Origin of the sequence: Sulfurimonas sp. (genome assembly GCF_032250635.1) — a bacterium.
Lineage (GTDB): Bacteria > Campylobacterota > Campylobacteria > Campylobacterales > Sulfurimonadaceae > Sulfurimonas.
Window position 1 is genome coordinate 1 of record NZ_JAVVFL010000074.1, and the last position, 9,569, is coordinate 9,569.

The window sequence follows — 9,569 nt, forward strand, 5'->3', positions numbered from 1 at the left end:
AGCTCTTTTAGTTCATGTTCATAAGCGCTTTTCGTTAGCTTCTCATCTTCAATAGATAGTATGTCATCCTCAACGGTATGATTGTTTTCATCTTTAGCATAGAGCCACTCTCTTAAAAAGCCGACACCAAAAACGCCTCCTATAGCTATGTGAGTAGAACTTACAGGCAAACCTAACTGTGAAGCAATGATGACGGTAATGGAAGCAGCCATCGCTATTGAAAAAGCTCTCATCTGATCTAGATCCGTTATTTCGGTCCCTACAGTTTTAATTAGGCCAGGACCGTAAAGGGCTAAGCCAAGAGAGATGCCCAGTGCTCCTACCGCCATAACCCAAAGGGGGATAGATGCCGCTGAAGATACTCCCCCGTTCACAATAGCGTCATTAATTGCCGCCAATGGTCCGATTGCATTTGCAACATCATTTGCCCCATGCGCAAAGCTTAACATAGCAGCTGCAAAAATAAGAGGAATGGTAAAGAGTGTATTTACAGATTCTCTTGTGTTTTGAAGAACTGTTGTATTTGAGCCAACTCTTTTCTTAACAAAAATATAGACAAAAAAGGCAACTATTAACCCTATTGTCAATGCCGTAGTAAATGATGGTTTTTTTGTAATCTCAAGCGATATTAATGGCAGGGTGTTAAGAAGTTCCAATATTTTTGGCCAAATATGCTTCACGCCTTTGAGTATAAGATATGTTACAAATGCCCAGGACATAATGGCAACAAAAACAGGAACATACCTTTTGGCAGCTTCTATTTTGTCGTCTTTAAAGACAATAGATTTTTTAATAGCAAAGAGAAATGCTGCAGCAATAACCCCTCCCAAAACAGGAGAGATTACCCATGATGCAACAATACCGCCCATTGTACCCCAGTCAACGACACTAAATCCGGCTGCCGCAATTCCGGCGCCCATTACGCCACCGACTATTGAGTGGGTTGTAGATACGGGTGCTTTCATCATTGTGGCAAAATTTAGCCAGAGTGCAGCTGCAAGAAGAGCCGCCATCATAGCCCATATAAAGGGGTCTGGATTTCCACCAAAAGCTGAGATGTCAATAATCCCATTTTTAATAGTTTTGACGACATCACCGCCGGCAATAAGTGCACCCGCAGTCTCAAAAATTGCAGCGATAACAATAGCAGTTGTTAGAGTGAGCGCTTTTGATCCAACAGCAGGACTGACGTTGTTAGCAACATCATTGGCTCCTATGTTCATAGCCATATACGCACCGATAAGCGCCGCTACAGCCAAAAACAAGTTGTTAGAGACGCCGCCGTTGCTTAAAAAACTAAAGGTCAAAACCCCTATCATAAAAAATAGGGCAAAACCGAGCCTTGTAAAATCTGCAGCACTCTTTTTTAGTGCCTGTTTTTGAATTTTATCGACAGTACGAATTTCCATAAAAATAGCCTTTTATTAATGGAGGCATTATATTGTAAAATTAATTATAGAATAATTACATACTACCATTTATAAAGAAATATCAGTGTTTACTTGATGTACGCTTTTAAAATTTTTTGTTCCTCAATCGGTCTGTCTCCACCCGCTCTGCCATTTGTAGCAACACTTTGAAGCCTCTCTATTACAGCCATTGATTGTGCCGTTGCTTGACCAAATATCGTATGTCTTCCGTTTAGCCATGGAGTAGGAGCAGTTGTTATAAAAAACTGACTGCCGTTTGTGTGAGGACCTCTGTTCGCCATAGCTAAAACACCGGATCTGTCAAACATCTTGTTTGTAAACTCATCTTTAAAATCCTCTCTCCAGATACTCTCACCACCTCTTCCGGTTCCTGTAGGGTCTCCGCCTTGAATCATAAAGTCTCTGATAATACGATGAAAAACAACACCGTCGTAATAGCCGTTTTTTACATGTGTTAAAAAATTCTCTACCGCCAATGGAGCGATACTCGGGAATAGTCTAAGCTCAATCTTTCCCTGTGTAGTCTCTAGAACAACATGCGGCTCACTGCTTTGGGCGCTAAGATTTATGGAAAAAAGCATAAATAGCGCAATTAGAATTTTTTTCATTTTATTTCCTTTTGTATGATGGTTATATTGTATCTATATTTTATTGAAATTTAAAAAGGATTGTAAGAGTTTTGTTTAAAGGTTATTTGGAGCAGTGTATTTTGGAAGAAGTTTTGTCGCAAAAATAAATTTGCGACAAAATTAGGTTTTATTTACCAGCAGCAACGCGGTCTTTAAGACCTTTGCCAGCTTTAAACTTAGGAACCATCTTATCTTTTGTAGTATAAGTTTTGTCGGTACCAGGAACTTTACCGCTTTTTCCTTTTTGTAGTGAAGCACTAAAGCTTCCGAATCCTACAAGAGAAACATCTTCCTTTTTCACTAATGCAGATGCTACTGCATCTGTGAATGCTTTGATAGCTGCTTCAGCTTCAACTTTAGTTTTGTAATTACCACTTGCTTGCACTAGTTCAACGAATTGAGCTTTATTCATAAATCTACCCTTGAATTTATAAAGATTTTCCGAAACTACAAAACTCAAAATATAATTTTAAAGTTATGTAATTCAGCTATAGACACTTTATAGTTTATTTGCTTAAAGATTTCTTCTTTTTATCTAAAAATGATAAAAAATATGAACTTTTTCTCTTTTTTAGTCCTAATTTTGCACGCTTGAGTAGTTTAGACACAACGCTGCTGATGTCACTTGCTATAATAAAAGACGATAATTCTCTTATTTTTTGATACTTATTTTTACCTGTTTGTATAGATAAAAATACATCTTCTAAAGCATCTTTTTCTTGTTTTGTCAGCGTGCTCATAATCTTAATCCTTAAGTTTATTTATTTTTCTTACAGCCCTAATGATCTCATCGTCTTCTAATCTGCCTAGCATCTCCATAACAACAACAGCAGCTTGCGGCTTGGCTCGACCAAGTTTCCAATCCTGATATGTACGCATAGATATCCCAAATGAATCAGCCATATCTTTAAGAGATATCTTCTTTCCATTGTTTTGAGACTCTAAAGAGTTATGAAGAATATTAAACAGGTCATTGATTTGCATATGAGATTGTACGAGATAAATACTTAAATATACATTTAATTTTAACTAAAGCACGTAATAAATTTCTATACATACTGATTAAAGTATTAACAATGCTATATAATTTATTTAAAGTTAAATATAAATATTATTAAGCACGGTATTCTGTATATTATTTGCATAAAAAATCAATTCTTAAGTAGATAAAAATAAAAAATTGACAGTTTTAAAAAAAAGAGAAGTGCAGAGGGGAAGTGAAAGTTGAAATCTATGTTTCTATTAAAATTTTCTTTTGGGTAGGGTAGAGAGTAAAAAAGTCGCCAGACTCAACTATATAAAAGGGCTCATAAGCCATCTCTTGTGTTTTATAGGTAAGTTCTTCGCCGTTTGCAAAAGCAAAAGAGATTGTATTTAAACCCCTAAAAGCCTCTTTTACGCTTATCTTTGCATGTTTAACACCGTTTACTATGCTATCTTGCTGGATTTTTAGTTCATTGATCTGCTCTTTTAAGAGAGGAACGTCTGAAGGGGTGTGTTTTAGCGCTCCTTCAAGTTTATACTTTAACTCATCTATCTCTTGAGTTAAAAAATTATATTTGCTGTTTAGTGTAGGAATATCTTTGTAGCTTATCTTAAAGAGGTTGTCCTCTCCGCTGACGCGCTTAATGGTAATTGAGTTGGATGCATAAACTTTTAGGTTGTTTTTCACATTTTCTATGGTTACGTTCTCCGCATAGACGGTGCCGCCAAGAGAGTTCCCTATCTCAACGTTTGTTGCATGCACTTCGCCGCCCTCTAAAAGCGTTATTTTTGCACTATGGCATCTAAGTCTGCCTTTGTGTCTGTTTATTGTAGCGAACTTTGCTTCTTGCGTTGAGTCTTTGTGTGTTGCGCCATCTATTGTAAGGTTTACAGCTTTAAGGGTTGACTTTGCGCCAACATGTCCATTAATATGAATCGTCTCAGAGGTAAGCTCAACACCTTCTCCTAAGCTGTCCAAAGAGGTGTCGTTTTGAGAGATAATAACTTCTATATTGTTGGCTTCATCTTTTGCTACTGAATCTTGAACACGGGAGAGATGCTCCATTTTGATCTTGTTGTCGATACAGAAGTTGTTTTCATCAAAGTGAACATAGCCTTTTATTTTACTTTTATAGATTTTTTTATCATCATTTTCAATAATCTCAATGCTCTTTTTATCTACATGGCATTTTAGGTCTTCGCTGTTTTTTGAATAGACGTTATCAATAATCTCTCCAAAGGCATTGAGCCCGTTTTTGCCAAATATTGGTTTTATAAAATCAACCAAGACTTCGCCCTCATCGACTTCAATCACCTGATGGTTTGTCTCTTTCTGTAAAAAGCGCATTACAAGCTTGCTGTTTCTTCTTATTTCTGGTTCAACGCCGCTAAAGAGAGGGATCTTCACTTTGTTTACAAATTTGCCACTGTAGAGGTACTTTACAAATGCTTTTAGCTTCCCCTTCATCTGCGTATCAAATATGTTTATCAGAATTCCGTTGAGTGCTTTTATATTGTTGAGCTCTTTGAGCAGAAGCAGGTAGATCTCTTTTGGCTGATATTTTTTATAAGGAATCTGTGACTCAGGATGCAGAATTATTGCTGGAGATATATTATTGTCCGAGAAGTTGATATTGTAGTTTAGTCTAACTATTTTTTTAGGGGTCTCTTTTACCGTAACTGTATAGATCTGTTTGAGTCTAACATGTTCGTTAACCAGTTTCTCGTGATCTTTGTAGTAGCCGTGGATATCTTCGGTATATAAGACAAAGGTGTCGTCCGCAACTGTTTTTATGTAGGTATCAACGCTGTTTATATTAAATGAGAACTCTAGTGCTAAGCGATCATTCTGCGCAGCAAACTTCTCTATAGTGGCGTTGATATTTTTAGTTTTAAATTTTTTAATAAGCAAGCAGGTCACTATAGTCGTATTTTGAAAAATCAAGGTAGAGCTTTCCGTCTTTGTGTATCACTCTTACATCATTGTCATAAGCATCTAGAAATCGTTTTTTTATAATCTTTCTCTGAGATGATTTAAGATCTAAAAGCTTTAGATACTCTTTTAGTTCTATTATCTCATGATTGTGAGGATGCACCATTTTGTTGTGATGGTTAAAACTCTCTACTTCATGGATAGTGGTTGTTTCCTGCTCAAATTGCATCTTTTTGTTTACAAGTTCTAAGATGTTTTTGAGCTGTGCATCTTTGGAGCTATATATTTGCTCTATTTTGTCTCTCTCCGCGCGAAGCATCTGCTCTTTGTCATCTATGAGTTTATCTATCTTTGTTTCAAGCTGAGCTATCTTGTTTTTTAGAAAGTTATTCTCTTTTTGGTAAAGTGCAAGAACAGTAGCTACCGTAATTGTAGGCCTTGCTATCTGCTTATCATCTCTTGGAGTGTTCTCTTTTTCTTCATGGATCTCTTCTCTTTTGTCCCTCTCAAGCGACTCTCTTGTAACTATAATATATGTGTTACCCTCTTCGATAATATAGTTTAGTTTTTTTGCTCTAATCTTCGAGGTTACCATCTCTTTGGACATTTTAAAGTATTTACAATATTCATCTACCGTTAGTCTCATCTGAAATCCCGATTATTTTTTCGGATATTTTAGCATAATAATGTTTTACGAAAGTTATTTTAAATGAACCCTATAATATAATTCAAAACAAATTTTATAAAAAGAGTTTAATAATGGGTGTTTTAGATATTGTAAAGCCGGGTGTACTGTTTGGTGATGATGTGCAAAAAGTTTATCAATATGCCAAGGAGAAGGGTTTCGCCATTCCTGCAATCAATGTTGTCGGAACCGATTCTATAAACGGTGTTTTAGAAGCTGCAGCAAAAGTAAAATCTCCCGTAATTATTCAATTTAGCAATGGCGGAGCGTCATACTATGCCGGCAAAGGGCTGAACAATGAGAAAGAGAAAGCGGCAATAGCAGGTGCAGTCTCGGGTGCAATCCATGTTCACATGATGGCAGAGGCGTACGGAATCCCTGTTATTTTACATACCGACCATGCAGCAAAAAAGCTTCTTCCTTGGATTGACGCTCTTCTTGATGCCGGTGAGAGCCACTACAAAAGTAACCGCAAGCCTCTCTACTCTTCTCACATGCTAGATCTCTCCGAAGAGCCTCTGGAGGAGAATGTGGCAATATGTAAAAAATATCTGCAGAGAATGAGCAAAATCGGTATGAGTATAGAGATAGAGCTAGGCGTTACCGGCGGTGAAGAGGATGGCGTAGACAACTCAAACATTGACAACTCTTTGCTTTATACACAGCCTGAAGATGTAGCTTTTGCATATAAAGAGTTGAGTGAAGTTTCGCCTCATTTTACAATAGCAGCCTCATTTGGAAATGTTCACGGTGTATATAAACCTGGAAATGTCATGCTTACTCCAAAAATTTTGGATAACTCTCAAAAATATATAGAGGAAAAGTTTGGCACTAAAGAAAAGCCGGTAAACTTTGTCTTCCACGGCGGTTCAGGTTCAACTCCGGAAGAGATTCGCGAAGCGATAAGCTACGGCGTAATCAAGATGAACATCGACACCGACACACAGTGGGCTACATGGATAGGTGTAAAAGATTATTATGAGAAAAACAGAGATTACCTTCAAAGCCAGATTGGAAATCCAGAGGGCGAAGATAAGCCAAATAAAAACTACTATGACCCTAGAAAATGGCTCAGAGCAGGTCAGTTAACTCTGGTTCAGAGAGTCGAGAGCGCATTTGTAGACCTAAATGCTATAGGCAGAAATTAGCCAAATCATAATGAATGATAAAGTATTTGCAAAACCGATAAAAAAACAGTTTGAATTTGATGAAGAGGTCGCAGCCGTCTTTGATGACATGCTCAAAAGAAGTGTGCCTTTTTATGGGGAGTCGCAGAAGATTACGGAATTTTTTGCTCTAAAACAGCTTGAAGATGGCGGGGTAGCTTATGATTTGGGCTGCTCAACCGCAACGCTTCTAATAAGCATAAGCAGAAAACTAAAACATAGAGCAACGTTAGTAGGACTTGACAACTCAGAGGCGATGCTGGAGCAGGCGAGAAAGAAGTGCGAAGCGTTTAAGGCAGATATAGAGCTTAAAAATGCTGATATACTTGAGTATGACTATAAAGAAGCCGACCTTTTTATCAGCAACTATACTCTGCAGTTTATACGTCCGCTGATTCGAGAGGAGCTCGTAAAGAAGATATCAGCTTCACTCAAAAAAGAGGGTATTTTTATCTTTAGCGAGAAGGTTATAAGCCACCATCCAAAACTCAACAAAGATCTCATTGAGTGCTACTATGACTTCAAAAAAGAGCAGGGCTACTCAGAGTATGAGATCATGCAAAAAAGAGAAGCGCTTGAGAATGTTTTGGTGCCTTACAGCGAAGATGAAAATATTAAAATGGCGAAAAACTGCGGTTTCTTACACTGTGAGGTAGTCTTCCGCTGGGCAAATTTCGCAACATTCATAGCTATAAAGTAAAATTACTTCATATTTCGTCGTTAATTTAACTCAATGTACAGGAGTACATTTCGCTAAATTGCCTAGAACTATTTTGTAATTTTTCTCGTTCCCACGGTCTCCGTGGGAATGCATATAAAGTCGATGAAGCAAGAAATATACACTCCCACGCAGGAGCATGGGAGCGAGAGAACGAGCATGGTTAGAAAAGGACTCTTTTGTATAACCATGTTATCCCTACCAGACATTCCCTTTTGGCTTTTCTTCCTCTGCTCCTACTACATACTCCATGGCTTCATCTGTTTTTTTGCCAAGCTCTTTATAGGTGATAATGTCATCCTCGCCGCACTCTTTGTGGTAGTAGCCTTGAAGGTCATAATACTCTTTGCAATCGCTATAGTATTTAGCCGAAATCCCATGTTTGTTTACACATGCAGAAAATAAAAAAAGTGTTGCGATAATCAATAAATATTTTGTCATATCTGTTTTCAAGCAAAAATTAATCCACATTTTTTAAACCTTGAAACTCTCTTTTGTTTTGCAGTATTGTGTTAAAAAACATTCGTCGCATTTTGGGTTTTTTGCTTTGCAGATATAGCGCCCAAAAAGCACCATTCCCTGATGAAGTGTACGGAGATTGTTTTTAAACTTTTTGACAAGTGTTGCTTCTGTTTTTGTTGCCGTTTTGTCATCGCTAAGACCCAATCTGTGAGAGACTCTAAAAACGTGCGTATCGACCGCCATGAGATTTGCTCCCGTGTACTCTATCATAACCACGTTTGCGGTCTTTTGACCGACTCCGCCTAGTGTTATAAGCTCTTTTTCATCCATCGGTATCTCACCGCCGTAAACCTCTACTACTCTTTTTGCCATTGCTATGATGTTTTTTGCTTTATTGTTGAAAAATGAACAACTGTTAATGATGGCTTTCAGATCTTCTATATCAGCTTTTGCCAATGCTTCTGGATCTGGATACTTTTTAAAGAGAGATGGTGTAATAAGATTTACTCTTACGTCGGTACATTGTGCCGAGAGTGCAACCGCAACAACCAGTTCATATGCGTTTTTATAAGTTAGTTCGGTGACTGCGTCGCTATATTTTTCTATAAAAAGGTCGTGAATCTCTTTAATTTCTTGTTTAGTAGCTTTTTTCATGACGCAATTATATACAAAATGCGAGTTGTTTAATAATCATTAGCATTAACTAACTAAAATTTTTTTACATAAAGAAGGAAGTATAAATGAAAACAGTAAAAAGATTGGTAGCTTCATTAGCTATAGTATCGACAATGTCAATGGCTCAAACTTTGGTGACGGTGAACGGCACCGCTATTACTCAAGAAGATGTAGATAAGGAGCTTATGACTGCGACACAGGGAAGGCTTAACCAGGTTCCTCCTGAAAAGCAGGCAGAGTTCAGAAAACAGGTGCTAGAGCAGTTAATAGCAAAAGAGCTTGTATATGATGACGCTAAAAAAACAGGGCTTTTAGAGGCAGCTGACTTTAAAGAGAGATATGAAGAGGTAACCAATAGAATTAAAAAAGAGGTTGCTATTCAGGTTTGGCAAAAAAGAGAGTTTGACAAGATAGCTATCTCTGAAAAAGAGAAGAAAGATTACTATGATGCCAACAAAGAGGAGTTTGCTGAAGATGAGAGCGTGAGAGCGCGCCACATACTTGTAGAGAAAGAGAGTGATGCTAAGAGCATTATTGCTCAGCTAAAGCCTCTTAAGGGCGATGCTCTTAAAAACAAGTTTATGGAGATTGCAAAAGAGAAGTCAACTTGTGCAAGTGCTCCTGAGGGCGGAGACCTTGGCTACTTCTCAGTGGGACAAATGGTACCTGAGTTTAATGACAAAGCGTTTTCAATGAAAAAGAAAGAATTTACCACAGAGCCGGTAAAAACGCAGTTTGGGTATCATGTCATCTATATCGAAGACAAAAAACCAAAAACAACTAGAAACTACTCTGAAGTAAAAGCGGCAATTGAGCAGAGACTAAAAGTCGAAAAAGCTAAAAATGTAATGTTGCAGAAGATGAAAGAGCTAGAGAAAAAAGCACAG

The 9,569-nt window shown here is 37.6% G+C and carries 12 protein-coding genes; 3 read left to right on the forward strand and 9 right to left on the reverse strand.

Annotation, left to right across the window (positions count from 1 at the left end):
- From RQ763_RS05870 to RQ763_RS05900, 7 genes are all read right to left on the reverse strand, one after another.
- A partial coding sequence (locus tag RQ763_RS05870; RefSeq protein WP_314151726.1) for an anion permease occupies positions 1-1,409 on the reverse strand: 1,409 nt, incomplete at its 3' end.
- Positions 1,410-1,498: 89 nt separating this feature from the next.
- The gene (locus tag RQ763_RS05875; protein ID WP_314151728.1) at positions 1,499-2,038 is read right to left on the reverse strand and encodes a peptidylprolyl isomerase; all 540 of its coding nucleotides are present in this window, start codon (positions 2,036-2,038) and stop codon (positions 1,499-1,501) included.
- Positions 2,039-2,186: 148 nt separating this feature from the next.
- Positions 2,187-2,471: an HU family DNA-binding protein gene (locus RQ763_RS05880; protein WP_294930233.1), complete on the reverse strand. Its 285-nt coding sequence runs from the start codon at positions 2,469-2,471 to the stop codon at positions 2,187-2,189.
- A 94-nt stretch (positions 2,472-2,565) separates the two neighbouring features.
- Positions 2,566-2,799 carry a hypothetical protein gene (locus tag RQ763_RS05885; RefSeq protein WP_314151729.1) on the reverse strand — a complete coding sequence of 78 codons (234 nt, stop codon included), beginning with the start codon at positions 2,797-2,799 and terminating at the stop codon, positions 2,566-2,568.
- A 4-nt stretch (positions 2,800-2,803) separates the two neighbouring features.
- Positions 2,804-3,043, reverse strand: a complete 240-nt coding sequence (locus RQ763_RS05890; RefSeq protein ID WP_314151730.1) for an XRE family transcriptional regulator — start codon at positions 3,041-3,043, stop codon at positions 2,804-2,806.
- Between the two features lie 247 nt (positions 3,044-3,290).
- Entirely contained in the window at positions 3,291-4,964 is a 1,674-nt protein-coding gene (locus RQ763_RS05895; protein WP_314151740.1) for a flagellar assembly protein A, read from the reverse strand.
- On the reverse strand, positions 4,945-5,622 hold the full coding sequence (locus RQ763_RS05900) for a hypothetical protein (RefSeq protein ID WP_314151732.1): 678 nt from the start codon (positions 5,620-5,622) through the stop codon (positions 4,945-4,947). The genes RQ763_RS05895 and RQ763_RS05900 overlap by 20 nt, the downstream gene beginning before the upstream one ends.
- Before the next feature lie 113 nt (positions 5,623-5,735).
- Between RQ763_RS05900 and fbaA the strand changes: the two genes are divergently transcribed.
- Together fbaA and cmoA are read left to right on the forward strand one after the other, a co-directional pair.
- Entirely contained in the window at positions 5,736-6,809 is a 1,074-nt protein-coding gene (gene fbaA, locus RQ763_RS05905) for a class II fructose-bisphosphate aldolase (RefSeq protein ID WP_314151733.1), read from the forward strand.
- 10 nt (positions 6,810-6,819) lie between these two features.
- The gene (gene cmoA, locus RQ763_RS05910; RefSeq protein ID WP_314151734.1) at positions 6,820-7,527 is read left to right on the forward strand and encodes a carboxy-S-adenosyl-L-methionine synthase CmoA; all 708 of its coding nucleotides are present in this window, start codon (positions 6,820-6,822) and stop codon (positions 7,525-7,527) included.
- Between the two features lie 216 nt (positions 7,528-7,743).
- Here the strand turns inward: cmoA and RQ763_RS05915 are convergent, their stop codons facing one another.
- Positions 7,744-8,016 (reverse strand): hypothetical protein, encoded by a 273-nt coding sequence (locus tag RQ763_RS05915; RefSeq protein ID WP_314151735.1) that lies wholly within the window; start codon positions 8,014-8,016, stop codon positions 7,744-7,746.
- Between the two features lie 3 nt (positions 8,017-8,019).
- Positions 8,020-8,661, reverse strand: coding sequence for an endonuclease III (nth, locus tag RQ763_RS05920; RefSeq protein WP_314151737.1), 642 nt, complete (start codon positions 8,659-8,661; stop codon positions 8,020-8,022).
- An 86-nt stretch (positions 8,662-8,747) separates the two neighbouring features.
- Between nth and RQ763_RS05925 the strand changes: the two genes are divergently transcribed.
- Positions 8,748-9,569 (forward strand): peptidylprolyl isomerase (locus tag RQ763_RS05925; protein ID WP_314151738.1); only part of this gene is annotated, 822 nt, incomplete at its 3' end.